Origin of the sequence: Desulfovibrio sp. (genome assembly GCF_047607245.1) — a bacterium.
GTDB lineage: Bacteria > Desulfobacterota > Desulfovibrionia > Desulfovibrionales > Desulfovibrionaceae > Desulfovibrio.
Genome location: NZ_JASGDK010000088.1, coordinates 17,623 through 43,537, shown reverse-complemented (window position 1 = coordinate 43,537; position 25,915 = coordinate 17,623). Strand labels below are relative to the sequence as shown.

The window sequence follows — 25,915 nt, the reverse complement described above, 5'->3', positions numbered from 1 at the left end:
CTATTGCCCGCCCCGCATGGTTATCTCACAACCAGCCCCCCACAGGTCTTTTGCGCAACGGCTGCCCCGCGCATGCGGTTTTTTGCAGTTCGCAGGCCGCGCTGCCGCCACAGATATTCCACCGCGCAAAAGCGCAGAATAAAGTTCCGTTCCTTTTGTCACATGATCTTCACATAGAAATAGTACATGCACAGGCAACCATAACATATCGCAGAGCCTGGAGCTTTGACCATGAAAGACAGTGCCAAGATGAACAACAGGGAATTGAGCTGGTTGTGCTTTAACGAGCGCATACTTCAAGAGGCTCGCGACTCGTCCAATCCCCTCGTGCAGCGACTGCGTTTTCTTGGAATTTTCTCCAGCAATCAGGACGAATTCATCAAGGTACGTGTTGCTTCACTGGCACGTCTTTCACGCAGCCGCGACCCCAAAAAAATCGTGCTTATGGGCGGCCTCAGCCCGCAGGAGGCCCTGCAACGCGTCAACAGCAAGGTGGCCAAAGCCCAGACCGCCTTTCGAGAAACCTACGAGAGCATCCTTGCCGCCATGCAGGAGCAGGGCATTCGCGTGCGCAACGAAACCCAGCTCACGCCCGGGCAGGAAAAATTCTGCCGCGACTATTTCGCCCAGGTAATAAACCCGCAGCTGGTTCCTCTCATGCTCAACAAGAGCGCCAACCTGCCCTTTCTGCAAGACAGCCATATATACCACGCCGTCAAAATGCAGCCCGCCAGAGGCACAAAAAACCGCTATGCCATCATCCGTATTCCGGTCAGCGCCGAGTGCCCGCGTTTTGTGGAAATGCCCTCGCCCGCAGGGTGCAGCGACATCATCTTTGTAGACGACATCATCCGCCTTTGCCTCAACGATGTTTTCTTTATGTTCAACTACGCTTCCATCTCAGCATACACTTTCAAGGTTATGCGTGACGCCGAGCTGACGCTTGACGACGACGTGTCCAAAAGCCTCATTGAAAAAATGGAAGAAGGCCTGGAACACAGGCTGCGTGGCCGTCCCGTGCGCCTCATCTATGATCAGGCCATGCCGCAGGATCTGCTGAACCTGCTGGCCTCCAAACTCAGCCTCAAAAGCGGCGAACTTGATCCCGGCGCGCGCTATCATATGATGCGCAGCCTCATTAACTTTCCCCGCGTGCGGCCCGATCTTGAAAACCGTGTCATGCCGCCGCTGGAGCATCCCGACATCAAGCCCTTTTCGAGCATTCTCAAGGTAGTGAAGAAAAAGGATATCCTGCTGCACTTTCCCTACCACACCTTCAATCACGTGGTGGATTTTCTTGGCGAGGCAGCCATTGACCCCAAGGTTACAGACATTTCCATAAGTCTGTACCGCACGGCAGACCATTCACGCGTTATCAACGCGCTGGTCAACGCGGCCCAGAACGGCAAAAATGTCACGGTATTTGTGGAACTGATGGCCCGCTTTGACGAAGAGCGCAACGTCAAGACCATAGACATTCTGCACCAGGCAGGGGTGCGCATCATCCACGGGCTCAGGGACCTCAAGGTGCACTGCAAGCTGGTGCTGGTGGAACGCACAGAAGGCCGCAAAAAAACGGGCTACGTATATGTAGGCACGGGCAATTTTAATGAAGACACGGCCCGCCTTTACAGTGACGTAGGCCTGTTGAGCGCCAACCAGAACTTTGCCGAAGACGCGCGCAGCATATTCAACTTTCTTGGAGCCTCGCACAAACCTATGACCAGCAAGGAGCTGGTGGTGGCTCCGCACAATATGCGCAGCGTTTTTTCACGGCTTATCGAGGCGGAAATAAAGAACGCCCGTGCGGGCAAGCCAGCCTACATCTATGCCAAACTTAACAGCCTGACAGACGAAAGTATGATCAACCTGCTCTACAGGGCAGGCAAAGCCGGGGTGGAAGTACGCCTTATCGTGCGCGGCGCTTGCTGCCTCAAACCCCAGCAACCGGGCCTGAGCGACAACATCTGGGCCATCAGTATTGTGGACAAGTTTCTGGAGCACGCGCGAATCATCATCTTCTGCAACAATGACGCTGAAAAAGTCTTTATTTCCAGTGCAGACTGGATGCCCAGAAATCTCGACAGGCGGCTTGAGGTGGCCGCCCCCGTATACTGCCCGCAACTGGCCCAGACACTCAGGGATATTTTTGCCATCCAGTGGTCAGACAACATCAAGGCCCGCCTGCTTACCGACACCTGCGGCAACAGCTACCATACGGGGCTTGCGTCCATTCCCTGCCGCTCGCAGATCATGCTGCACGACTATTACCGGCACAAGGCCCACCTGCACAGCGGCGGCAAATCCGCACCGCAGGCTGTTGCCTCATCCCTGAAAGAGCGTCAGGCGCCTTCCGCCACTACCGTTGCGGCTGCACAGGCAGCCATAACCACCGTCCCGGCCACGTGCGGAGAATAGTATGAAGCTGCAAACCGTCGCCGCTATGGATGTGGGTTCCAATGCCATCCGTTGCCTTATCAGTGACGTTTCTGGACTTAGCCCGGATAAATCCGTCAAAAAAAACGCCTACCTGCGTATCCCTGTGAGGCTTGGGGCCGATGTTTTTACCAGTGGCCGCATTTCGGATGCCAGGCAGCACATGTTTATGGAAGCCATGACGGCTTTTGTACACCTGATGCGGGCCTATGGCGTGGACCATTACCGCATCTGCGCCACCAGTGCCATGCGCGACGCCGCCAACGGGCCGGAACTCATCAACAGCGTGGGGCGCGCCACCGGCCTGGAAATTTCCATCATTTCCGGTGTTGAAGAGGCCGAAATTCTGTTTGAGGCCAACGTGTTCTCCGGCTGGGTTGATTCGGATGAAACCGCGCTCTACGTGGATGTGGGCGGCGGCAGCACTGAAATTATCGCCGTAAGAAACAACACTCTTCTGGAGGCCCAGTCCTTTCAGGTAGGCACCCTGCGCATGCTGGCCAAGGTTGTCGCGCCGGAGGAATGGCTGCGCCTGGACGCCCATCTGGCGCGTATGGCCGAGATATACAGGCCGCGCCAGATCATTGCATCGGGCGGCAATATCAACAAGGCCGCAAAACTGCTGGATAAAAAAGAGGGCAAGGCCACCAGCCGCGCCGAACTGCAAGCCCTGTATGAAGATCTGCGCACCCTGCCCTATGCAGAGCGCATGGCCCGGTACCGCCTCAACGAATACAGGGCAGACGTCATTGTACCCGCCCTGGAGATATTCCTTACTGTGGCGGCCAGATCCGGCGCGGGCAGATTCGTCATTCCCAAGGTGGGTCTGGTCGACGGCATCATCAGGCACATGTGCTTTCACGGCGGGGCCGAGCAGTCCCGGCGGCCACCAGCCCCTTCGTTTCGCGATATTCCCTAGGGCGGCCTCTAAACAATTTTGTCCAACTGACTGCTTCAACAGGCCGTTTTTACCAAAGGAATGTACTGTAAGGGTATATGGCGGGAGTAAAAAATGGCCTTCCCCTTGCCCTTGGGTAAACTCATTTGCATAGAGTCAGCCCCCTGATGTCTGAAAAATCATCAGGGTTACGCGACAACGACACAAGAACACAGGCCGGACACTGCCCCTCAGGCATTATCCGGCCTGTTCTTTTCCCCCCAGTAGCACATAGCGTCCAGCACAGGGATAAGCGAGAGCCCGCGGTCCGTCAGCGAGTATTCAACCTTGGGCGGCACTTGAGGGTACTCGCGCCGCAGCACAAGACCGTCCCCCTCAAGTTCCTTGAGCATGACGCTCAAAGTCTTGAACGAAATGGTGCCAATGGCCCGCTTCAGTTCATTGTGCCGCAGCACCTTTTTCCCGGCCAGCCAGTAGAGAATTGTCATCTTGTACTTTCCGCCAATAAGGGAAAGCGTATAGCCGAACCCCGTATCCTTTACGTTGACGCCCGTGAGGCAGCAAATTTGCGTGTCCTGTTCCACCACACTCTCCTGAAAGTAAGTACATGTCATGAATGTGCATACTTTACAAAAATACCTGCAGGCATACAACTCTCTATGGTGTGGCTGCGCTTTATGGAAGTGCCCGTGCGGGCATGACGCTCAGCCCTCTAACTTAGAGGAAGCACTGATTAAAGAGCCTCCTGGAAACGCGCAGTTATTTCGTTGTGAAATTGCCCCAAAATACATGCGCTCTTATAAGCAGCGTGGGGAGAATGCCTTATGAAAACTCTTGTCATACTTTCACACCCGAGTTTTGAAAAATCGGTAATCAACAAAAGCTGGGTTCAGGAACTGGAAAAACACCCTGATCTGTTCACAGTGCGCCACCTTGAAGCAACCTACCCCAACAGCGCCATTGATGTCGCTGCCGAACAGGCCCTTGTGGAACAGCACGAAAAACTGGTGCTGCAATTTCCTCTCTACTGGTTCAATTGCCCGCCCATGATGAAGAAATGGCTTGATGAGGTGCTCACCTACGGATGGGCCTATGGTTCCCAGGGCAAAAAGCTGCAAGACCGCAAGATCGCCCTGGCCATAAGCGCTGGCGTTGACGCGAAAGACTACTCCCCCACAGGTAGATACCACTATACCCTGGCTGAAATCTTGCGGCCCTTTGAAATGAGTTTTTCATACTGCCATGCCGACTATCGGTCGTTTTTCGCCTTTTACGGAACAGAGCGGGCTGAAGAAGAAGGCACGGAATACCTGCCTCGCGTAGCGCAGAACGCCAGAGATTACGTAACCTTTCTCAAAAACATATAAGCCAGAGACGCAGGGCAGCCTTTCAGACCGGGGCTGCCCTGTCCACCCCCGCCAACACCAGCAGGCATGCCGCCATTTCTTGCGAAAAATGCCCGCTGCTTTCCTGTACGTGAACAAAAACAGTCCCTGAGTGACAAAAATGACGCCGCTGGCAAACTGAGCAAAAAAAGTTTTGGCCTGCCAGAATCCTCTCAAACTGTCATGTGGGCGACTGACGCGCTCACTTTATGCGCGTAAAAACCGTCGTGTTGCCGCGGAATTTATTTAAGTAATTAGTTACTTGCCTAGTTTTATGATTGGAAATGCCTGGTGTTTGCCCTGTGTGTCTGAATCACAAAATCCGCGCCATTTCCCGCCTGGCCCTTCTAACAATAATTATTCTCACCTTGTCAGAGAGGTAGAAATGGTCTAGGTTGTTTCCCGTACAGACGCGCATATGGGCCCACCACTTTACGGGCTATGGTTCACCCGCGGGGTACGCCTGCCACGGCGTGCTTCAGCTTTGTGATCAACCGCGCATACCGCAGAAATGAGGTACTCATGGCCCGCAAAAAAAACACCGGCATCTATATAGTGGCCCTGCTGCTTTTTCTTGGCGGCGTCGGCTATCTGACCTATTCGGGCTTTTCTGAAAACAGCGTTTACTTTTTGAACGTTTCTGAAGCCAGAGCCGCTACCCCTGAAAAACTGACTTCTGCCCGGCTTTTTGGAACCGTGGCATCTGAAGGTATTGAAAAAGCTTCGGCAGGATCGGGCGTAAATTTTCTGCTTGAAGACAAGGACAATGCCAGCCAGACCATAGCCGTGAGGTACAAGGGCACCGTGCCCGACACATTCAAGGCTGGCGCGGAAGTTATTGTTGAAGGCGGCATGGACGCCCAGGGCAGCTTTGTGGCCAAAACGCTCATGACCAAGTGTCCTTCCAAGTACGAAAAAGAAAATCGCCAAAGCTGACGCTAGCTTGCAGAACAGATTTACTACGTTCACTCCGGCGCGCAACCGCGCAAAGAAATAGCAGCGCTGTCTCCCCGCAGGTTCTGCGTTAGACAACTGAAACTGAGCTTGCGTCTCAATGGCGGGCAACAGCTTGTGCAAAAGCAGCCATGCCACGCCGTCAGGCAGATATTTCAAAGTAAAAATGCCCAGGTGATGCACTGGCCGCGCTGGCGGCAGCATCGCTGTAAAATTGGTCGACAGTTCCCTGGCCCGGCGCATTGCCGGACATTCTGCGCATGGGGCGGCCCTTCCGCGTAAGGCGGCGCGCGGCCCCGCATCATGGCCTCAAGGCCTTGTAAAAGGAGTCCCATGTACGTTTTTGCCTTTGCCCTCCTTCTGTTGGCCCTGCTCGCATCTCTGGGCGGCGGCGGCCTGGCCCTGCTGCAATTGTGGCAAGGACGCGAAGACTCCCTGCGAATTGTTGAAAAAGCCCATGTAGTCATCAGCGGCGCATTGCTGCTTTCTTCCGCCATTCTGCTGCACGCCCTGTTCTGGTATGATTTTCAGGTGCAGTATGTGGCCAGCTATACTGACCGTATTCTGCCGGTCTTCTACCGCCTGACCGCATTCTGGGCCGGACAGCCCGGCTCCATGCTGTTCTGGGCATTGGCCGTGGGTGTCAGCGGTTCCCTTTTCGCATGTACGCGCGCCTATAAAAATCTGAGCAGCCCCACGCGCCTGTGGTACTGGACATTTTTTTACTCCATCATGGGCTTCTTTGCTCTTATCCTTACCAGCTGGAGCAACCCTTTCATTCTGCAAAGCCCCGCCCCGGCGGACGGCAGCGGTCTGAACCCCCTGCTGCAGAACCCCGGCATGATTTTTCATCCGCCCCTGCTCTTTCTGGGCTACGGCGGCTTTACCATTCCCGCATGTCTGGCGCTGGCCCAGGCCCTTTCGGGCCGGGCATCCACTGAAGGCGCGTGGTACCGCATTTCGCGCCCCGTCATTATTCTCGCGTGGCTGTTCCTGACATCGGGCATCGTGCTTGGCGCGTGGTGGGCCTATATGGAACTTGGCTGGGGCGGTTACTGGGCATGGGACCCGGTGGAAAACGCTTCCCTCATTCCCTGGCTCATCGCTTCAGCAGCGCTGCACACCCTGATTATTGAAGACCGCCGCAACAAGCTTGGACGCGTCAACGTGGCCATGATGGCCCTGACCACGGTTTCAGCCTTTTTTGCCACTTATCTTGTGCGCAGCGGCGTTATTGATTCCGTGCATGCCTTTGGCGACGGCGGCGTGGGCACTCCCCTCACATGGTTCATCATCGCTGGCCTTGTGATCTCCCTATGGGTTCCCCTTATGGCTCCCAAACAGGGCCGCCCCCTGGCTGGCCTGGACAGCCGTGAAGGCTTCCTTACCCTGGTGGCCTGGGTGCTGCTGGCTCTGGCAGCCATCATTCTTGTGGCTACGATGTGGCCTGTTATCAGCAAACTTTGGGCTTCTGCCCCGCGCGGGCTGGACGCCAACTTCTATAACCGTGTCTGCATGCCATTGGGCGCCCTGCTCATGCTCATGATGGCGGCCTGCCCCTGGCTTGGCTGGGGCGGCGGTCTGCGTAACAAAAAAGCCTTCTTTACAGTGGTGGCCGCCTTTGTGGTCAGCGGCGCGGGCATCTGGTTTATGGGCTTCCGCCAGCCCACTGCCCTGCTTGGCGCGGCCTCTGCCATTGCCATCCTCACGGGTCTGCTCTTTCAGCTGGCCGACAAGTCCGTGCGCAGGCAGCCCAACAGCCTTGGCGCTCTTGGCGCGCACCTCGGCATGGCCCTCATGGCTCTGGGCATAGCCTTTTCCGGCCCGTACAAGCAGGAAAGCGACCTGCACTTCACCGTGGGCCAATCCCAGAAGCTGGCTGGCTACACGGCAACGCTGCTTGAACTGAACGAAGGCAACCGCCCCGGCTACGATTACATTGCCGCGCGTGTGCGTATTACTGACAAGGACGGCAAAGACCTCGGCATTGTGGCTCCCGAGCGCCGCCTGTACGAAAAATTCGGCAGCATGCAGTTCTCTGAAGTGGACGTGATACCCAGCTTTGGCAACGAAATATACGCGTCACTGCTTGGTCTGGATGAAGATTCGCATGTTGTGGTGAAACTCAGTGTGGAACCGCTGGTCAACTGGCTGTGGATCGGCGGCACCATCATGAGCATTGTGCCTCTGATCGGGCTGCGCCGCCGCAAGCAGGCCAGCGCTGCCGAGGCCGCAGAACTGGCCGAAGACAGTGAAGAAGATGACAGTGAAGAAACCGGAGCCAACCGCAAGAACGGGGCGGCCTAGCCCGCCGGAGAGCCGCCAGTGCTGGAACTTGTGCGTGTTGCCAAGACCTACGGGGTCAAGGTCATCTTCAAGGATGTGAGCTGCGCCTTTGCGCCCGCCAGCGTAACCATGCTGGTTGGGGGCAATGGCGCGGGCAAAAGCACGCTCATGCGTATTATGGCGGGGCTTTCACGCCCCAGCGCTGGTGAGTCACGGCTGGCGGAAAATGCCCGCGTGGGCTACCTCGGCCACGCTACGTTTCTGTATCCCGGCCTTACCGCGCTGGAAAACCTCAACTTCTGGCGCTCTGCCTGCGGGCTTGCGCATTCCAGCCAGGATCTCATGGCCGCTCTTGAACGCGTGGGGCTTGAAGCCCACGCGCATGAAAGGGCCGGGGTATTTTCACGCGGTATGGCGCAACGCCTGAATCTGGCCCGTGTGCTCATGCAAGCGCCCAACCTGCTGTTGCTGGACGAACCGGGCACAGGTCTTGACGCCAGCTCCCTGGCTCTTCTGCGCCGGGAAGTGCTTGATGCCCGCGCTCGGGATGCCTGCGTCATACTTATCAGTCATGATCTGGCAGGCGATGCCCCGCTGGCTGACCGCCTTCTGGCACTTGAAGGCCGCAAACTGGCCTATGACGGGCCTCCTTCAGGCTACCTTACTGCTGCGGCAGCCGCGCCCAACGCCACGGCTGCATCCTGTGGCACGGGTGAATCCAGTGGCGCAGGTGCAGGCAACACGTCAGATGTCCCTAAAGGCAATGACGGCCCCAAGCAGGGTCACGGGCAAGACGGTGAAACCCGGCAGGGAGGCCCACAGTGCTGCGCCTGACCCTGGCTATGGCCCGCAAGGACCTTTCCCTGACGCTGGCGCGTGGCAGTGGCCTTGTGCAGGCCTTGTTGCTTGGCCTGTTGCTGCTCTTTGTTTTCAGTCTGTCTCAGGGCGTGGGCGAACGCATGACGCCGCAAAGCGCTGCAGCCGTATTCTGGCTCAGTTCCGCCTTCTGTCAGGTGCTGATTTTCAATCAGCTTTACGCGCTTGAGGAAGCCAATAACGCCCGTCTGGGCCTGCTGCTCTGCCCCGCGCCCATTCAGGCCGTCTGGCTTGGCAAGGGCTGTGCGGGGCTGGTTTTGCTGCTGCTGGCGCAAATCATATTTCTTCCGGCTGGCGTCGTTTTTCTTGGTCAGGAACTGAGCGGCCCGCTGCCGCAGGCTCTGGCTGCGCTTGCGCTTACTGATGTGGGCATGTGCGCTATGGGCTCGCTGCTTGGCGCTCTGGCTCAGGGGCAAGCCGCGCGCGAATCGCTGCTGAGTATCGTGCTTTTTCCTTTGCTGACCCCTCTTTTGCTGGCGGGCATAAGCGTTGGGGCGCAAGCCCTTGGTGCGCCCAGCGCCGATGGCCCCGGCGTGTGGCTTGGCGTGGCCGCAGCTTTTGACGCCGTATTTCTAGGAGCCGGGCTTCTGCTGTTCGGCCATATCTACGCAGGAGACGAATAATGCCAAAATTTTCGCCGCTGCCGCAGTTGCTGGCCCTTACGGGCGGCCTGGCCTTTGCCGCCTGCCAGTGGCTCATTTATGCCTATGCTCCTGTAGAGCAGACTTTGGGCCTGCCGCAAAAAATTTTCTACGTCCACCTGCCATTGGCCTGGTGGTCGCTCATGAGTTTTTTTGTGGTTTTTCTCGGTTCCGTGGCCTATCTGTGGCGGCGCAACCCCGGCGCTGACCGTTTGTGTGCGGCAGCCGCCGAAGTGGGCGTGCTGCTGAGCGCTCTGGCGCTCGTCACGGGCATGCTGTGGGCGCGGCGTTCGTGGGGCGTCTGGTGGACGTGGGACCCGCGCCTGACCACCACCCTTATCATGTGGTTTATCTACGCGGGCTATCTGGTGCTGCGCGGGCTTGACCTGCCGCCGCTGCGCCGCAACGTGGTGTGCGCCGTGGTGGGCATTGTGGCCTTTCTTGACGTGCCGCTGGTCTTTTTGTCCGCACGCATATGGCGCTCTATTCACCCGGCTGTCTTTGGCAGCAAGGGGGGCGGGCTGGAACCGGAAATGCGCCTTACGGTGATAGCCTGCGTGATATCCTTCGGTTTTTTGTGGGCCGGGCTGGTCTGGATGCGCAAACGCCAGCTTGATCTGGCTGCCCGCCTTGATACGCTGCAACAGAACAGGCTGATGCAAGAAGGACTGTAACCGCATTGCACGGCCCCCAACCTTGCACGCTCTTCACCGGAGCGAACAGACGCGAGGCGGGCTTGCTACGGAGGACATATGGATACCCTGACCTGGATCATCATGGCCAACGCCGCCGTATGGATTGGCCTTGGCGCTTACCTGGCCTTTATGGGGGCGCGACAGCGCGCTCTTGCCGCACGCCTTGCCCAATGGGAGATTATTAATCATGACTGACAGCCCCAAGCGCACAACTTCTTCGCGCGCGCTTATCATTGTACTGGCTCTGGGCCTTGTAATCATGCTGGCCGCTTCGCTCAAGGAACGTTTTGAAAAGCCCTCGCTGACCGAACAGCGGCGGCCCGGCCCGGCGGCTCAGGCAGGCGGACAGGACGACAATGCCCAGCAGGTAGGCAAGCTCATGCGTCAGGTGGCGGAAAATCCCAACGACAGCACCGCCATGATCCACCTGGTTGAACACCTTGTGAGCGCACAGAACTGGGATGCGGCTGAAACTTTTGCCCAGCGTGCCGTGACGCTTGATACTGGCAACTCCAAGCCTCTCTACCTGCTTGGCGTTATCATGCACAATCAGGGCCGCAACAAGGAAGCCGCCGAAGCACTTGAAAAAGTGCTCGCCATCAAGGACGAGGCTTCCGTTCGTTACAGCCTGGGCGTGCTGTACATCTATTTTCTTGAAAACCCTGCCAAGGGCGTGGAACATCTGAGAGCTGGCCTTAATGATCCCAAGGCTGCCGAGGAGCTTAAAAAGGCCATTGCGCAGGAGCTTGAAAAGGCGCAACAACCGGAACAGAACACCAAATCCGGGGCAGAACAGAGCGCTAAGCCTGAAAACAAAAGTGCTGACAAGGCCGCAAAAGCCAAAGCTCCCGCCGGAAATGCAAAATAAACTGGCGGCTGCCTGCTCCATCTGGCTGACCCGGACGGAACACTCGGGCGCTGAGTCAGGATAAGCAATTTCCCGGCCATGCCCGACATAAAGGCAGGGTGCAGGACAGAAATACGGGCAAGCCCGCAGCGCTTACACAAGCTGCGGGCTTGCCTCTTTTTTTTACTGGTTGTACCTTTTACCGCAAAGATTGCGGCCCCAAGACCGCAACAACCATAGCCAGCTGGCAAAATGCCGCCGGCATTGAAGGCGCATCGCAGAACGCGCGCTTTTGTCCATTTAGTGAATGTTCACGCAAGAATACGCAAGCGACGGTATGGATAGCCGCCCGCCGTTGAGGCACAAGCGCAGCAACTGCCGTTGCCCGGCTATTTATCAGCACGGGCAAATGCCATAACTGGCGTGCGCAAATTTTGAGAATGTACATTCTCAATGGTAATCTGCTTCAGAGCAGCGCACGCGTACAGCAGGCGCTCAACAGCAAACAAAGCCCGCAACGTGCTTCGCGGCAAGGATTTGTGCCCAGATTCTTGCGGGCATTACAAGTATGAAACGCTTTAAAACGCCGCATCGGCGTATGCAACGCTGTGGGAACGTACAGCCCCGGCGCGAAAATACTTCAAGAGGACTTCATGGCCCGTCGTAAAAGCAAAAATTCTTCCGGTTCGGACCAAGGGCAAAAGCCTTCTCCTACCACGTCCAGCAGCATGTCTCCCGGCACTCAGCCCGTGGCGCAGCCCGTTTCCAAGGCTTCCGTCAAACAGGATCAGCCTGAGGCAGCCCCGGCTGGCACCGTGCGCAAGGGCACATTTATCATGGGAGTGGGCCTGGCACTGGTGCTCGGCCTGTATGTGGGCAGCCTGATACCATCCATGCTGCACGACGCCCCCCCTCAGTCCCTACCACAGCAGGCGGCGGCTCCGGCTTCTTCCGCTCAGGCTCCTGAAAATGTTCGTCCTGCGCCTCAGGCAGGAATGCCCCAAGTTACGCCCGAACTGTCTGCGCGCATAGGCGAACTGGAAAAAGCCGTGCTGGACAATCCCCGGGACGCTTCACGCTGGATCAGCCTGGGCAATCTCTATTTTGACACCGGGCAGCCCCAAAAGGCCATATCCGCCTACGAACGCTCCTTGGCCATCGAACCCGGCAACGCGCACGTGCTCACCGACCTCGGCATCATGCAGCGCGAGCTTGGCCAGTTCGACAAGGCCGTGGCCAGCTTCCGCAAGGCTTCATCACTACAGCCCGATCTTGAAAACGCTATGTTCAATGATGGCGTCGTGCTGTACTACGACCTCAAGCGCAAGGACGAAGCCGAGGCTGCCTGGAAGCGCCTTTTGCAGGTCAATCCCGCCGCGCGTGCACCGGACGGCAAGCCCGTTTCCGAGTTGATGGAGCACCTGCATTAAAACTGAAGGCGCGGCTCGCTGCCGCGCCTCCGTCTTCAAAATATGCCCTTTGACGGGGCATCGTCGCATACAGCCAGAGGATACAGGCGGAATTATCATGACATATATCCATACCGGCCCCCATTCCGGCAAAAACCACATCGGCGTGCGTCAGCCCCGGCGTGGTTGCAACGCGGCTGCGCGCCTGTGCGCCACGCTGCTGTGCCTGATTTTTCTGGCCGCACTTCCGGGCGCGCTCAGGGCTGCGCCCACAGAGGCGCTTCTTTCGCCGCCTCCCGTCAGCATCCAGAAACTCATGGTGCCCCCCGCCCTGTCCACTCCAAGCGCTCCACTGCTGCCCAGGCTTCAGTATTTTATTGACCAGACCGGCACTATGGATGTGGAAGAGGTGGCAACCCCGGCCAACGCCAGCGCTTTTCAGCTGCTGAACATGAAAACCCTGCCGCGCACCGTTGGTATCATGTGGCTGCGCTTTACGCTTGCCCCCCTGCCGCAGGGCGCGAAAGCGGGAACCATGCTGCTTGATATGGGAGCCAGCGTGCCCGAAGGCCTGGTTCTTTATGAACCGCACGTCAATCCCCTCACTGAAAATGTGGAGTGGAGAGAAATTGTTCCGACCCAACGCGACGTGCTTCTGCTGCCCGAAGCCACCAGCGAACCGCTGACCTGCTATATCCGCCTCGACGGCGCACCCGGCCTGTGGTTTGAGCCCATGCTGCGCACCCCGCAGGACGCTGCCAACAACTGGGGCAGCCTTGCAGGTACAGCGGCAATTCTGGCTATGGGCGTGGTCATGCTGCTCTGCCTTTTGCGCGGCCTGTCTGAAAAAGGCCAGTGGCGCATCTGGACAGCCCTGTATGTTGCTGCCGCCCTGGCGCAGGCCATTATGGGCATGCCCGGCTACGGTTCCGGCCATATCACTATGCTTGAGGCTGCCGCTGTGCTCAGCCCCGGCGTGGCGCTCATGCTGCTGCCGCATGTGGGCCGTCATCTTTTGCGCACCAAGCAGCGCTCCCGCCTGCTGGACGCGCAGTTCGTGCTGCTTTCCCTGCCGGGCGCAGCGCTGGCGCTGCTGCCCCTCATGCCGGGCTTCAGCTGGATTATTCGCTATCTGGCCCTGTGGCCCGTATGCACCCTTATTTTTGTTCCAAGCGCCATTGGCGGAGCAGTCATGGGCCTTGGCGGGGCAAAGCGCTTTTTGCTGGGCTGCCTGCTGCCGCCTGCCTTTGTGACCGCCGGAATTCTGGGGGTAGACAGCGGCTATGCCGCCAATCTTATGGCGTCTGCCCCTCTGTGGGGCACGGTCTTGAGCGCGCTTATCATCGCGGGCACCGGAGCCCCGCGCGACATGGCCCAGAACAGCGCTGACGGCAAAAAACAAACGAGCAAGAAAAAAGGCAAATCGCTGCCCGGCCTGGAAGGATTTGGCGACCCCGGCATGCCCGATGTGGTGGCCAGAGGCCTGGGCGATGCAGATACTGCCCTTATGATGGAAGACGGGGCCATTAATCTGGATCAGCCGCTGGACGACCCCAATCTGCGCCTTTTGCCTCCATCACCTGCCGCCAGCGGCGGCAATGCCTGGAAGCGCTCTGCGGAAGCGCCGCTGGGCACGCCTGCGCAGTCCACACTTTCCTGGGGCGGCGGCGACAGCCCCGAAGCTGCGCCTGCGCAAACAAATGCCGCGAACCGGAATGCCCAGTCCGCCTTTGCGGGCGCTGATCCCTGCCTGTGGGAAAACGCCTTGCGCGCGCCTCTGGACCGCCTTATGCGTGAGGGCGCGGCCCTGAGCAACTGCTCTTTGCCTCCGGCTGTGCGCCAGTACGCTGAAAACATGCTTGAGGCTGCGACCGATCTGGCCCATGCCGTGGACAATCCCGGCAAGAGTCTGGATCACAGCGCCATAGGCGAACCCCGCAGTTCTTTCAACCTGCAGCATATGGTGCGCGAGGCTCACGACGCCGTCAGCACCACTGCTGAAAACGCCGGCATAGGGCTGGCCTGGTACATGCCGCCCCTGCTTGGGCACATGTACGAAGGGCAGGCCCAAACCCTGCGCGAAACCCTTTGCCTGCTGCTGGAAAGTGCGGTACGCGCCACCACGCGCGGGGCCGTGCACCTTTCTGTCCGGCGGGTGCCGGAAAGCGCCGACCCCGGGCACCTGCTCTTTACGGTGACGGACACGGGCGCTGGCATTCCCCCGCGCAGCCGCTCTACCCTTGCCCTGACGCGGGCCTGGGAACTCGCCGGAACCAACAACTGTTATCTCAATGTGGAATGCGGCCCCCACGGCACAACCATTTCCTTTACCCTGCGCCTCAAACCGCTGGAACAGGAAACCGCCGCACCGGAACCGCGCGAGGCTCATGTGACCATTGTGGCCGACAGAGCTGTGGAGCGTCAGGATCTGGCGCACATGACCGCCGCTCAGGGCCTGCAAAGCACAGAAGCCCGTACTATGCGCGAAGCTCTGGAGCTCAACAAAGAGGCTCCGGCCCTTCTGTTGGTGGTGCATTCCCCAATGGACGGCCCGGCGGAAACCGACGCGCTGGACCGCTTCAGAAATCAGGCGCTTGACGCAGGCCTGCCCTTTTTCAAGGCTCTGGCCATCACCGCAGACGACAGCCGCTGGGATGCCCTGGCGGAATCCGGCTATACCCACGCCCTGCTGGAACCCGTGGAGCGGTCAGCCTTTGCTGTCACCTTGCGTGAAGTATTTGAAGAAGCAGGATTTTCCTTGCCAGACCCCAAACTGCAAGACGTGCAGCAGAGCCCCGAAGGCACGGATGACCAGGCCAGTACCGACGCTGCCGCCACGGCTGAACCTGCTGATGGGCACAGTCATCCAGAGGAAAGCCAAAGCAGCGTCCCCGGCGCGGCAGAGGCTTCTCTTTCAGACCTGCCCGATCTTTTCGGCGCAAGTTCACCCTGGACGCCCCACGATGCAGACAGCATGCGGCTGCCCGACCTCACGGCCCTGCCACAAATTCTCGGCATGACCGATCAGATGCGCGAAACAACGCTGCCGTGGCCCGAGAGTTCTGCCCCCGCCACATCTGGTTCCGCTGATCCCGCAATGGACCCGCATGAAGACGCAGCCGCCCATCTTGACCTCACAGAGGCGGCGATGGTGGCGGATGCCGGGGTGCTTTTGCCGCACATGGCTCCCCTGCCGGAACAGCCGGAAGATCCCAATGACCCTGATATACCGGATCTTTCCAATCTTGAATCTTTGCAACTGCCTTTGCCGGGCACTCTCAAAGACAGCGCTGTTGGCGAAATTACCGAGAGCAGTGAAGAGCTCACCGCTGATCTGAGCTTTGAATCTCTTGAAGATTCAGAAACCAGCACAGCCACTGAAAACGCAGACGCAAGCGATTCCGCTGACATATTTGATAGCATCGACGCCACGGATTCCCCAGATTCCACAGACTCTGATGATTCCAATGAGGTCGCGGCTTCCGATGGCCTTGGAGATGACGACGGTCAGCAGCTGGTTGCGGGAGACACGACGGACGAGACACTGCAAGCCCACGCGCCGCTTGCGGAGCCTGTGGAAGACTTGGCCGCCGAGGCCGCGCCTGAACAGACAGAACAGCCTCAGCCGGAACAGGCGCAGGACGCGTTCGGCACCGTTCTGCCCGAAGCTGAGCCAGTTGTGACGCCTGACGGCACTCTGGATGCTGACACAACGCACGGCACTGCTGCCCCCGGCGATTCCGGGCAAAACGTCACGGAGCACGATGTGTCTGATGCTTCTGTGGACGCTGCCGACTTTATTGCCGCTGCGGGGCTGGAGGGCCCTCAGTGGGACACTGAGAACATTTCGACACCTGAACCCGCTGTTGATGCCTCTGCGCATGAGGATGCCCTTTCCGGCCCAGAACAGGCCATGTCGCATGAGGATGCAGCGCAGCAACCTTCTGACATACCCTCTTCTGATGTCCTGTCTGAGGCATCCACGCCTGCGGAAGATCAGGATCCTCTTGATCAGCCCGCGCCAATGCAAACAGCGCCAGCCCTGTCTGAGGCAAGCCAGCCAGAGCAAATCCAGCCGGAATCCGCCCCAACGCACGGGGATGGCGAAGAAGCCGCCACAGAAGATGTTGTGGCCGTTGAAGGCGAGTATCAGAACGAAAGTTCTGATGCGGCAGCAATGCCCGCAGAAGCGCAGCCAGAAGAGTTTTCAACAGCAGAGGCTGACGCCGTCAGCGTTCAGTCTGCCAATGACGGCACTTCTGAGCAAACTGCTTTGCAGGAACCCTCTTCCGGAGTGGACGCCGCGCCGGAATCCCGTGCGGATGAAGCCGGGGCTCCTGCGGCAAGTCTGGCCGCAGCCATAAGCAATTCCACCGCTCATGCGGGCCAGCCCGTTATTACGATTCAGGGCAAGATTGGTGAAGCCGTACTTCGGCCAGTTAACGCACCTGCTGCGTTTTTTGCGCCCAGCACCCCGCAGGCGGATGCGCCTTCCGCCGGGGAAGGCATAAAGGCGGAACAGGATCAGGCCCAGCCGGAAGTTCGTGCCGCAGGTACGGCAGACGCATCTAAGGCAGCAAGCCCGGAAGAATATCTAGACCGCAAGCTGCCCGGTTCCAGCGCGGCACTGCACGACAGCTTGAGCTGGGGCGATGAGTGGGTGGGAGAACCCATGCCTATCGGCACGCCGCCTTCCGCAGGCGCGCGAACCGCAAGTGCCAGCGCTCCTGCAACAGCCGCAGTTTCCCAAGCCGTGAAAGCTGCGCCCGAATCCCGCGCCTATGTGAGCCCCAGTTTGTCAGGTTCCGGCGAATGGGTGGGCGAACCCACGCCCATGACCAAAAGTGTCTCCACTGAAAGCGCTGAGCGCCCAGCACAGGCAAGGTCTCTGACAACGCAAAAAACGCAGAACCCCAGCCTGCCCGGCGCAGACGCTACAACGTCAGACACGCCTGCCAAGCCTTTGCGCGCCATCCCCTGGCCCGGTCCCAATCTTTCTGAAACGGAAGGCAAGGGGGCTGTGGCCCCAGCGGCTGTGGCTTCTCAGGAGCCCGTGGCAACTGCCCAGAAGACTCGCGAATTGCCTCGCACAGCCACAGGCAGGCTCATACTGAAGCTTCTGGGCAACGTGGCTGCTTCCGAATCTGCACCAGAACTTGCTGCGCCGTCCTCTGCCCCTGTTCCGGCAGAACCTGAAAAGTCGTCTGCCGCCTCCCGCACTGCCGCCACAAGACAGGGAGCCGACAGCGAACCCTCGTTTGTGGACTTTATTGCAGGCGCAACGCCGCCGCCCGCAGGGCAAGACGCAGCACCCCATATTCCGGCAGAGCAGCCTCCTGTGAGGCGGCAGGAAGAGGTGCAGGAGCCGCCCGTGCCGCAGGCAGCAGCAACGCCACCAATGGCGGCGCCGCCAGTTCAGGAAGATAAGGCCCTCATACAGCTGGTACAGCGTCTGGACGTGGCAATGGAAGACGCACAACAGGCATACAAGGGACGTAGTTGCCACGGCGTCGGCGAAGCTGCCGGACGCATTGCCAACGATTCTGACGCGTTCGGATTCCGTGTGCTGGCGCGCATGGCCCGTTGCGTGGAACGTGCCGCCAAGGCTAACGACATGAACGCCCTGCGCGATCTCTTGCCCGAACTGTCCGTGGCTGTTGAACGCAACCGCATTGCGCTCAACCCGCGCCATCAGGGCAGATAACATGAATTTATCCAGAATCAGGCCGTCAGCCAGATAACGCAGGCGGCCTGATCTGGAAGTACATTTTTCAATCTGCAATTACCCGAAGCCGGAGCAGAACTCCCTGTAGCCCGGCATCTGAACGCTGTGCTTTTTTGAAAGTACGCCTGGCATATTGCAGTAAAAAAACCAAACCCTCTCAAAGGATGTGGCATGATTATAGGCGTGTTGGAAACACTGGCTCTGCTGGCCGTACACATCTTGTCATGGATTGCCGTCTGCCACGCGTTGCTGACCAAGCACGATCCCCGTGCAGCCCTGGGGTGGACTGTGACGGCCCTGCTTCTGCCCCTGGTGGGCCCGCTTCTGTACGCAACCTTTGGTATCAGCCGGGCAGAGAGTCACGCCAGCCGCATAATGCGGCGTCAAGAGCCGCTTGAGCCAGATTATGCCCATCCGCCTTTTCCCAAAACCCCGCCGGAAGGACTGCCCGATTACATCATCAGCATGGAAAAAATTGGCCGCCACCTGACGGAGCAACACCTGTCCGTTGGCAACAGCCTCACGCCCCTGCATAACGGCGACGAAGCGTACCCGCTTATGCTCAAGGCCATTCGTGAAGCAAGGGAACAGGTTTTTCTCTGCACCTATATTTTCAACGCGGGCAAGATCGCTACGGAGTTTGGCGAGGCCCTGACCGAGGCGGCACAGCGCGGCGTTGACGTGCGTTTGCTGGTAGACGGCATCGGCATGCTTTACTCCTGGCGCAAACCCTGGAAAAAACTGGCAGAACACGGCGTTCAGGTGGCAATGTTTTTGCCGCCGCGCCTCTTCCCGCCCAATTTCAGCATCAACCTGCGCAACCACCGCAAAATGCTTGTTTGCGACAATACTGCCTTTAGCGGCGGCATGAACATCTCTGACGACAATATCGCAGCCGGAAAGACCAAGTACGTTCAGGACATGCACTTTCACTGCCAGGGCCCCATCGTCGACCAGCTACGCCGCGCCTTTCTGCTTAATTGGGGTTTCTGCACGGGCAAGTACACGCCGCTTCCCCCGGCCAGCACCCTGCCCGCTGGCGAAAGCCATTGCCGCATCATTATGGACGGCCCCGGCTCAGAAGCGGATGTGCTCAACGATATTTTCTGCGGTGTGGTCAATGCCGCCCGCCAGTCTGTTCGCATCATGACGCCCTACTTCCTGCCTTCGCACGGCCTTGTGTCGGCCCTGCGCAGCGCCGCGCAGCGCGGTGTGGACGTAAACGTGGTGCTGCCCGTCAAAAACAACCTGTTTTACGTACACTGGGCGCAATTTCGCCTGCTGCCCACGCTGATCGAAGCTGGCGTGCGCGTGTGGTATCAGCCGCCGCCCTTTGCCCACACCAAACTGCTCACCGTGGACTATTATTACAGCCAGGTGGGCTCGGCCAATCTGGACACACGCAGTTTGCGCCTCAATTTTGAGCTGAATATGGAAGTATTTGATCCGCAGTTTTGCAAGCAGGTCGCGTCACATATCGACGCGACCATCGCCCGGAGCACCGAGATTACTGCTGAAGACCTGAAAAAACTGTCGCTGCCCGTCAAACTGCGCAACGCGGCCTGCTGGATTTTTTCACCTTATTTGTAGGAATCGCTGCCTGTTTTTACACAACGCGCATTATCAGACAAAACAGCCCGGAAACTTCCGGGCTGTTTTGTCTGGCTCAGCACTTGTTTTGAAATGCCGCGTTTAACTGCTCTACCTGTCATATTTTTAGTGGAGCTTCACCTGAACTTTCACTGGACATGACGCAGTTTCTTTGCCGTTTCTTGCCTGCATAAAGATAAAAATCCGCTTCTTTGATAAGATCGTCGAAGGATTTACCTTCAGCGTACTCCACCACTCCTAAAGTGATCGTGGTGTTGATGGCGATGTCACCATCATGAATGGTCGTATTTTCTACTGTCTGACGCAGGGTTTCCGCCAGAACAAGGCCTTCTTTCAGTGAACACGAAAGCGCAAGAATAAGAAACTCTTCGCCACCCCAGCGCGAGGCGCTGTCTTCTGTGCCCATATGCTGACAAAAAATATCTGCAATGGCCTTCAGCACCACGTCGCCTGTATTATGCCCATAGGTATCATTGATAGACTTGAAGTGATCAATATCTGCCAGCACGAGGCAGAATTGCAGTCCATCCCGCTGGGCGCGTGAAAATTCCTCTTCAAGCCTTTCATACATGGCCCGGCGGTTGAGCAGGCCTGTAAGAAAGTCGCTGTAGGCTACACGCTGCAGCTCACTATAGGCTTCGTCCAGCTTGTTTTTTTCTTTCCTCAGCGCGGCTTCATCGTCCTTGAGTTTGACGATGAATACCTTGACCATGCCAGTCAGCCTGCGTTCGAAAATAACCATCATGCCAATGTATAGCAGGCTGATGATGGAAATTATTTTGGCATATGAGGATACTTGTTTTTTGAAAGCCTGATTGAAATCAGCCTCACGTTTTGCCACCAGAGACAACATGTCGTCTGTATGGATGCCCGTGCATATAATCCAGTCAAAGGGCCTGTACAACTGGGCATAGGCAAGCTTTTCAGTCACTTCATCCGTATTGATTTTCGTGAACTGGTAAGTGAAATAGACGCTCCCATGCTTGAGCACGCCCTCCAGTTCTTCCTTGTAGGGCTGATTGCCCGCAGGGTCGGTTGTTTCGGTGGACAGCAGCACCTCTTCATCACCCACCATTGACGGATGTACTACCCGTACTGCGTAATCTGGCCCGCCATTATAGTTGCGGATGCCGTTAATCCACACATATTGATTAAGTGAAAAGCGCAGGCTGCGCACAATGGCAACGCTGCGGCTTTTAGCAATATTATCTATGGCTTCCCTTACAGCAAAAATGGCAACCATGCGGTTGTCGCCAAGATTGTTGACAGCCCATACAGGAAAATCTTCCGATGGCCCCTGCTGTGACCGCTTGAATTCTTCAAGCAAGTTGGGCACCAGGGCATCTTCATCTGTCCAGAGAATTTTCTGGCTTTCGCGGTCAAAAACCGCCAGGCCGATGCCTGTATTGTGCAAAACAAACCGGGTAGTACGTTTGGTCACCTTGGGATCAAAACTGTCTATAATGTCCTGCGTACTCATTTTAAGGGTAGACAGCATGGCGCACTGGGCTTCGGCCAGAGTCTGATACTCCTTGTACACAGTCAGTCGTATGGCTTCTATTTCCGCAACAACCCTTTCAACCCTTTCTGCAAGCGTATCTCTTTTTTCCTGAAATATACGGGCTTTCGATTCGGCCACCATCATATCGAACTGCTTGCGCACCGAAATAAAATAGGGCACCGAAAGCGCCACAGCCAGAGACAGCATCGCCACAAAGCTTGTTACGTAATAGAATACGCGAATTTTTCTTTTGGCCAGTTTTTCCATTCTGTAACCTTATTAACAGCAGCGCCTTTGCATCCTTTAAAATTCTTTTCGCAACAGATGCAGGAAAGCTTTATGGCATCTTAGCAAAAGACTTTTTTATTTAAAAGATCTCCTTCGCATATCCTGTTTTTAACAGATCAGGTATTTGTTCAAAAAAAAGAAGCCCCTGAAACAGGGGCTTCACAAAAAATCAATGCGAACCGCAAATTACTCTACCGTGACGCTCTTGGCCAGGTTACGGGGCTGGTCCACGTCCTTGCCAAGATAGTCCGCTGTTTCGTAGCTGAACAACTGAAGCGCAGGAAGCGCCAGAAAAGCCGAAAGCGGGCCAGAAAGCGCCGGAATATCCCAGCGATCCTCGGCATCCAGTTCCACACCCTTGTTGGTCAGGGCTATAACCTGTCCCTGCCGGGCCTGAACCTCGACCATATTGGACTTTACCTTGGGCAGCAAGGCATCGTCCAGAGCCAGAGCAAAGGTAGGAAAGCTCGGATCAATAAGCGCAATGGGGCCGTGCTTCATTTCGCCTGCTGCATATCCTTCGGCATGGATGTAGGAGAGCTCTTTAAGCTTGAGCGCGCCTTCAAGAGCCAGAGGATAGCAATGCCCACGCCCCAGATAGAAGAAATTGTGTACCTGGGCGTACTTGCGCGAGATTTCCTTGGCGCGCTCATGCATTGCGGGCAGATTGCCGTCCAGCAGGGCGGGCAGATTTTCCAGCATTTGCAAACTGCTGCGGCTTTCTTCCACAGACAGGCAACCCTTACGCGTGCCCCAATACAGGGCCATAAGGGTCAGCATAAGCATCTGGCTGCACATGGCCTTGGTGGAGGCCACACTGATTTCAGGCCCGGCCTGCGTGTAGAGCACGGCTGAAGCCTCACGCGCAATGGACGAGCCCACCACGTTGCACAGGCCAAGCACCGTCACGCCGTTCTGCTTCGCAATACGCAGGGCCGCCAGGGTGTCGGCGGTTTCGCCGCTCTGGCTGATGACAAGCACCATGTCGTCCTTGTCCAGCAGCAGGGTGTCGCGATAGCGAAATTCCGAGGCTATTTCCACCTGCACGGGCACGCGTGCCCAATGCTCCAGCAAGAGGCGTCCCCACAGGCCCGAATGGTAGGACGTGCCGCAGGCCACAATATGCAGGCGTTTGGGCACGGGCAGGTCATCCAGCTCTGCAAGACGCACCTTGCTCTTGTCATCGTTCATACGGCCCGTAAGACCGTCGGAAATGACGCGCGGCTGCTCAAAGATCTCCTTGAGCATAAAGTGCCGGTAGCCGCCCTTCTGGGCAGCCTGCATGTCCCACTGGATGGTCTGGGTTTCGTGGCTTACAGGGCTCAGGTCTTCAAGGCGCAGAATTTCATAGCTGCTTGCCGTGGCGCGCACCAGATCGCCGTCCTGAAGAAAAACCACTTTCCGCGTGTAGGGCAGAAAGGCAGGAATGTCTGAAGCAACAAAGTTTTCACCTGTTCCCTGACCGAAGATCAGCGGAGCGGACATGCGCGCGGCGTAAATGACGCCGGGTTCGGCCTTGTCCATAAGACACACGGCGTAAGCGCCGTGAGCCTCCCGCAGGGCGGTGGCAAAGGCGTGCAACAGGTCGGGCGACGTTTTACGGCGTTCGGCAATAAGGTTGACCAACACTTCTGTGTCTGTTTCAGAAGTGAAGGTGTAGCCCTTGCCCGTCAATTCCGCCTTGATGGCCTGATAATTTTCGATGATACCATTGTGCACGATAGCCAGGGAGCCGTCGTTGCTGCAATGGGGATGCGCGTTGCGCTCGGCAGGCACGCCGTGCGTGGCCCAACGGGTATGCCCCATAGCGCAGGTGGGTGTGGTAACGGACTCGTGGGCGAGCTTTTCTTCCAGCGCCGCCAGTTTGCCCATAGCACGCACCACATGGATGTCGTCCTGGCGCACAAAGGCCACGCCAGCGGAGTCATAGCCGCGATATTCAAGCCTGCGCAGCCCTTCCACAACAACGGGAACAGCTGGTCTATGTCCTGCGTAACCGATAATGCCGCACATAACGTGCCTCCTTATATACCGCCGGAAGGCCGTGCCTCCGGCACCGCGAAAATCCGCGGCGCTCAAACGTCATTGCCGTTCTTTGGCAGGGTCTGTTTGCCCCGGCCAATCACGACGGCATGCCTTGCTCTGACAAACAAGGCCGGAGCCGTCAAGCGGCTCCGGCCAGAATATTCTCGGATCAGGCGCGAAAGCCTTTTTCTTCAAGCCTTTCAGGGGTGCTACGGTGTTTCATCCGCACGCAGATATCCACTGTCAGACAGTCGAATATTTATTACATGTTCTTCCGGTCAACAAAATCTTCGTTATACACTTCGATCTTGGCGCCGGAAGCAAGGCGCTGCATAAACATTTCAAACAGGGCGTCAGCACGGTCACGGGTAACGGCGTTGCCCATGATGTCCTTGACCATGTCCCATTCTCCGGCGTCAGGGGCCTGCACGCCTTTGACACGCACCAGAACAGCGCCAGCGCCGTTATCGCCTTCAACAGCGTAGGCCACGGGCAGCCATTGCCCGGCCTTGGCTTCAAACAGGGCTGCTGCCATTTGCGTATCGGGGGCAAAGCTGGCCAGACCGCCGTTGCGCTCCACGCCCTTGACGTTTTTGATCTCCCGGCCCTTGAGGCCCGCCGCGCCAAGAGGCGCTGTATCCAGTTCCTTGCGCAGCTGCGCGGCTGCATCCATAGCAGCCACAAGCGCTTTTTGCGCAACAAGGACCTTGACGATCTGGTCCTTTACGGATTCAAGGGGAGCTGTTGTCGCGGGTTCGGATTTGATCACACGGGCCACAACATAGGATTTTCCGGCCTCAAGGGCCGAGTCCACAGGATTGCCCGCCGGGGTGCCCACAAGGGTCGCCGCGCCAGCGGCGGTGACGCCCAGCGTTTTTTCAAGTTCAGCCGCTGAAAGCAGGCCGGTATCGCCCCACTTGAGGCCGTACTTTTCCGCGCCCTGCTTCAGGGGACGGCCAAGAATGTTGTCTTCAACAAGACTGTCGACCACGTCGTGCAGCTTGTCCACGCCCTGCTCCTGGGTCATGGCCGCCAGCACCTGGGCTTCCACCTGCTTGAAGGGCGGCAGACCGCCAGCCTTCTTTTCCTCAACCTTGATGATATGCAGGCCAAACTGGGTGCGCACCGGAGCGGAAACCTGGCCCGCGTCAAGCGCAAAAGCGGCGTCTTCAAAGGGCTTGACCGTCATGCTGCGCTTAACCCAGCCAAGCTCGCCACCAGGGCCTGCGGCGTTGGGGCCATTGTGTTCATCGGCCACTGCGGCAAAACTTTTGCCGGATTTGATTTCAGCTTCAATCTTGGCAACCTGATCCCCGGCCTTTTTCACTTCGGCTGCAGACGCGTCTTCAGCCAGCGGCACGAGAATATGGGCAACCTTTACTTCTTCTTTCTGCTCGAAGCGGGCAGCGTTTTCTTCATACCATTTTTGTGCTTCGGCGGAGCTGATGCTGCTGGCTTTTACCAGATCCTGCGGATTGACCAGCACATAAGAAATATCTGCCTTGGCGGGCACGGCGAATTGCGCTTTATTGCTTTCGTAGTACCCGGTCACTTCCTCCTCAGTAGGCTTGATGGAAGGGGCAAATTCTGCGGAATCTATGAAAATGTAGTCCACATCACGCTTTTCGCGCAGAAATTCAAAACGCTTCTGCGCCTCGGCGGGATCAGCCCAGGCAGGAGCCGTCACCATAGCGTAAATCTTCTGCCGCAGCATGTCGCGCGCGGTGTCGTGCTCAAACTGGGCAGGAGCCATACGCTGTGCCGCCAGCACGCGGGTATAGACATTGGGATCGAACTGTCCGTTTTCGTTCTGGAAGCTCTTGATGCCGCCGATGGCCATGCGCAGCTCCAGAGGCGTGATTGTCACGCCCGTACGAACCGCTTCCTGCGACAGCAATACCTGGGTGACAAGATCACGCAACACCTGACGGCCCAGCTGCTGTTCCTTCAGCTGCTCGCGGGTAAGCGAGGGATCATTGCGCAGCAGGTTTTCTTCGGCATTGCGGTAGGCAGATTCAAATTCACGCATGGTAATGGCGTCGCCATTGACCACGGCCACAAGGGTGCCCGCGCTGCGGTCGTTAAAATTGCCCACGCCCCAGAAAACAAAGACGAGGATGATGAGCACAAAGGCCAGTTTGACGCCCAAGGACTGTGATTTATCGCGGATATACTCAAGCATGCGGACTCCGGAATGCATAATTGCTTTTGACGTAGAGCGGCATCATATGCGCAATCTGGCGGAAACTCAAGAAAGACTGAGCAATCGCCGGAAAAGGCTTCGCTCGTCTTAGGAAGCACTGATTAAAGAGCCTCCTGGAAACGCGCAGTTATTTCG

At 57.6% G+C, this 25,915-nt stretch carries 16 protein-coding genes and 1 pseudogene; 13 read left to right on the top strand and 4 right to left on the bottom strand.

Translation table 11 applies throughout. The features are described from left to right. Positions 1-231 precede the first annotated feature (231 nt). Positions 232-2,418: a polyphosphate kinase 1 gene (ppk1, locus tag QM579_RS07065; protein ID WP_414998464.1), complete on the top strand. Its 2,187-nt coding sequence runs from the start codon at positions 232-234 to the stop codon at positions 2,416-2,418. Between the two features lies 1 nt (position 2,419). After that, positions 2,420-3,355, top strand: a complete 936-nt coding sequence (locus QM579_RS07060) for a hypothetical protein (RefSeq protein WP_414998463.1) — start codon at positions 2,420-2,422, stop codon at positions 3,353-3,355. 209 nt (positions 3,356-3,564) lie between these two features. Here the strand turns inward: QM579_RS07060 and QM579_RS07055 are convergent, their stop codons facing one another. After that, the gene (locus QM579_RS07055; protein ID WP_414998462.1) at positions 3,565-3,948 is read right to left on the bottom strand and encodes a winged helix-turn-helix transcriptional regulator; all 384 of its coding nucleotides are present in this window, start codon (positions 3,946-3,948) and stop codon (positions 3,565-3,567) included. 210 nt (positions 3,949-4,158) lie between these two features. On the opposite strand from QM579_RS07055, the gene QM579_RS07050 reads away from it, so the two are divergent. The 11 genes and pseudogenes from QM579_RS07050 (at position 4,159) to QM579_RS07000 (ending at position 19,742) form a co-directional block, all read left to right on the top strand. Further along, the gene (locus QM579_RS07050) at positions 4,159-4,701 is read left to right on the top strand and encodes an NAD(P)H-dependent oxidoreductase (RefSeq protein ID WP_414998461.1); all 543 of its coding nucleotides are present in this window, start codon (positions 4,159-4,161) and stop codon (positions 4,699-4,701) included. 540 nt (positions 4,702-5,241) lie between these two features. Then, positions 5,242-5,655: a cytochrome c maturation protein CcmE gene (locus tag QM579_RS07045; protein ID WP_414998460.1), complete on the top strand. Its 414-nt coding sequence runs from the start codon at positions 5,242-5,244 to the stop codon at positions 5,653-5,655. Positions 5,656-6,006: 351 nt separating this feature from the next. Further along, positions 6,007-7,980 (top strand): heme lyase CcmF/NrfE family subunit, encoded by a 1,974-nt coding sequence (locus QM579_RS07040; protein ID WP_414998459.1) that lies wholly within the window; start codon positions 6,007-6,009, stop codon positions 7,978-7,980. A gap of 18 nt (positions 7,981-7,998) precedes the next feature. Then, positions 7,999-8,637, top strand: a pseudogene (locus tag QM579_RS07035) (ABC transporter ATP-binding protein); the annotation flags it as partial. Positions 8,638-8,780: 143 nt separating this feature from the next. Then, entirely contained in the window at positions 8,781-9,458 is a 678-nt protein-coding gene (locus tag QM579_RS07030) for a heme exporter protein CcmB (RefSeq protein WP_414998458.1), read from the top strand. Further along, positions 9,458-10,150 carry a cytochrome c biogenesis protein gene (locus tag QM579_RS07025; RefSeq protein ID WP_414998457.1) on the top strand — a complete coding sequence of 231 codons (693 nt, stop codon included), beginning with the start codon at positions 9,458-9,460 and terminating at the stop codon, positions 10,148-10,150. Before QM579_RS07030 ends, QM579_RS07025 begins: the two co-directional genes overlap by 1 nt. A 78-nt stretch (positions 10,151-10,228) precedes the next feature. Continuing rightward, a complete protein-coding gene (locus tag QM579_RS07020; protein WP_183722052.1) occupies positions 10,229-10,366 on the top strand; it encodes a CcmD family protein in 138 nt (45 codons plus the stop codon). Continuing rightward, complete coding sequence (locus tag QM579_RS07015) at positions 10,359-11,039, top strand: tetratricopeptide repeat protein (RefSeq protein WP_414998456.1); 681 nt, start codon at positions 10,359-10,361, stop codon at positions 11,037-11,039. The genes QM579_RS07020 and QM579_RS07015 overlap by 8 nt, the downstream gene beginning before the upstream one ends. Positions 11,040-11,671: 632 nt before the next feature. Beyond that, entirely contained in the window at positions 11,672-12,448 is a 777-nt protein-coding gene (locus QM579_RS07010) for a tetratricopeptide repeat protein (RefSeq protein WP_414998455.1), read from the top strand. A 97-nt stretch (positions 12,449-12,545) separates the two neighbouring features. After that, entirely contained in the window at positions 12,546-18,131 is a 5,586-nt protein-coding gene (locus QM579_RS07005; protein ID WP_414998454.1) for a 7TM-DISM domain-containing protein, read from the top strand. 192 nt (positions 18,132-18,323) lie between these two features. Then, on the top strand, positions 18,324-19,742 hold the full coding sequence (locus QM579_RS07000) for a phospholipase D-like domain-containing protein (RefSeq protein ID WP_414998453.1): 1,419 nt from the start codon (positions 18,324-18,326) through the stop codon (positions 19,740-19,742). 118 nt (positions 19,743-19,860) lie between these two features. Here the strand turns inward: QM579_RS07000 and QM579_RS06995 are convergent, their stop codons facing one another. From QM579_RS06995 to QM579_RS06985, 3 genes are all read right to left on the bottom strand, one after another. Next, positions 19,861-21,531, bottom strand: coding sequence for a diguanylate cyclase (locus QM579_RS06995; RefSeq protein ID WP_414998452.1), 1,671 nt, complete (start codon positions 21,529-21,531; stop codon positions 19,861-19,863). A 207-nt stretch (positions 21,532-21,738) separates the two neighbouring features. Beyond that, on the bottom strand, positions 21,739-23,565 hold the full coding sequence (glmS, locus tag QM579_RS06990) for a glutamine--fructose-6-phosphate transaminase (isomerizing) (RefSeq protein ID WP_414998451.1): 1,827 nt from the start codon (positions 23,563-23,565) through the stop codon (positions 21,739-21,741). A gap of 274 nt (positions 23,566-23,839) precedes the next feature. Continuing rightward, positions 23,840-25,759: a SurA N-terminal domain-containing protein gene (locus QM579_RS06985; protein ID WP_414998450.1), complete on the bottom strand. Its 1,920-nt coding sequence runs from the start codon at positions 25,757-25,759 to the stop codon at positions 23,840-23,842. Positions 25,760-25,915 lie beyond the last annotated feature (156 nt).

What these genes read in the sequence shown, in the direction of transcription:
- ppk1 (WP_414998464.1), top strand. Translation starts at nt 232, where the DNA reads ATGAAAGACAGTGCCAAGATGAACAACAGGGAATTGAGCTGGTTGTGC.
- QM579_RS07060 (WP_414998463.1), top strand. Translation starts at nt 2,420, where the DNA reads ATGAAGCTGCAAACCGTCGCCGCTATGGATGTGGGTTCCAATGCCATC.
- QM579_RS07055 (WP_414998462.1), bottom strand. Translation starts at nt 3,948, where the DNA reads ATGACATGTACTTACTTTCAGGAGAGTGTGGTGGAACAGGACACGCAA.
- QM579_RS07050 (WP_414998461.1), top strand. Translation starts at nt 4,159, where the DNA reads ATGAAAACTCTTGTCATACTTTCACACCCGAGTTTTGAAAAATCGGTA.
- QM579_RS07045 (WP_414998460.1), top strand. Translation starts at nt 5,242, where the DNA reads ATGGCCCGCAAAAAAAACACCGGCATCTATATAGTGGCCCTGCTGCTT.
- QM579_RS07040 (WP_414998459.1), top strand. Translation starts at nt 6,007, where the DNA reads ATGTACGTTTTTGCCTTTGCCCTCCTTCTGTTGGCCCTGCTCGCATCT.
- QM579_RS07025 (WP_414998457.1), top strand. Translation starts at nt 9,458, where the DNA reads ATGCCAAAATTTTCGCCGCTGCCGCAGTTGCTGGCCCTTACGGGCGGC.
- QM579_RS07020 (WP_183722052.1), top strand. Translation starts at nt 10,229, where the DNA reads ATGGATACCCTGACCTGGATCATCATGGCCAACGCCGCCGTATGGATT.
- QM579_RS07015 (WP_414998456.1), top strand. Translation starts at nt 10,359, where the DNA reads ATGACTGACAGCCCCAAGCGCACAACTTCTTCGCGCGCGCTTATCATT.
- QM579_RS07010 (WP_414998455.1), top strand. Translation starts at nt 11,672, where the DNA reads ATGGCCCGTCGTAAAAGCAAAAATTCTTCCGGTTCGGACCAAGGGCAA.
- QM579_RS07005 (WP_414998454.1), top strand. Translation starts at nt 12,546, where the DNA reads ATGACATATATCCATACCGGCCCCCATTCCGGCAAAAACCACATCGGC.
- QM579_RS07000 (WP_414998453.1), top strand. Translation starts at nt 18,324, where the DNA reads ATGATTATAGGCGTGTTGGAAACACTGGCTCTGCTGGCCGTACACATC.
- QM579_RS06995 (WP_414998452.1), bottom strand. Translation starts at nt 21,531, where the DNA reads ATGGAAAAACTGGCCAAAAGAAAAATTCGCGTATTCTATTACGTAACA.
- glmS (WP_414998451.1), bottom strand. Translation starts at nt 23,565, where the DNA reads ATGTGCGGCATTATCGGTTACGCAGGACATAGACCAGCTGTTCCCGTT.
- QM579_RS06985 (WP_414998450.1), bottom strand. Translation starts at nt 25,759, where the DNA reads ATGCTTGAGTATATCCGCGATAAATCACAGTCCTTGGGCGTCAAACTG.